The sequence below is a fragment of the Streptococcus sp. 79 genome (assembly GCF_013277425.1).
Classification (GTDB): Bacteria; Bacillota; Bacilli; order Lactobacillales; family Streptococcaceae; genus Streptococcus; species Streptococcus pseudopneumoniae.
Map to the genome: position 1 here is coordinate 1 of NZ_VMMW01000100.1, position 524 is coordinate 524.

The 524-nt window shown below is 36.5% G+C and carries 1 protein-coding gene; it reads right to left on the bottom strand.

Annotation, left to right across the window (positions count from 1 at the left end):
- On the bottom strand, positions 1-524 hold a 524-nt coding region (locus HT729_RS10800), incomplete at both ends, for an IS3 family transposase (protein WP_172932012.1).

Consider the following 524-nt stretch of genomic DNA (forward strand, 5'->3'; position numbering starts at 1 on the left):
CAGCCTTGGTCACTATGGAGAATCGTATTCTCGTAGTGCTTCTCTTTGAATGCCTGTTCCAACATTGTTTGTACTTGTTCTAAGTTGGGTGAAGTTGAAAGATTATAGGCGATAATTTCACTATTAAAGCCATCTAAAACTGGTGATAAGTAAAGCTTTTGAGTACTTGCTGGAATGGCAAATTCTGTCACATCTGTGTAGCACTTTTCCATTGTTTTAGAGCCTTCAAATTGACGTTGAATGAGATTCTCTGCTTTCTTACCAACGTCTCCTTTATGAGAAGAATATTTTCGTTTCTGTCGCATTTTAGCTTGTAAATTGAGTACTTTCATCAAGCCTTGAACTCTTTTATGATTTACTAGATAACCACGATTTCTTAGTTCTAAATAAATCCGACGATAAGCATAATTTCCCTTGTGTTCGATAAAGATGGATTGAATTTCAGCTTTAAGCTCTTGGTCCTTATCTGGTTTATCTAGCTGTTTCAAGTGATAGTAGTAGGTCGAACGAGCTAGTTTAATGGC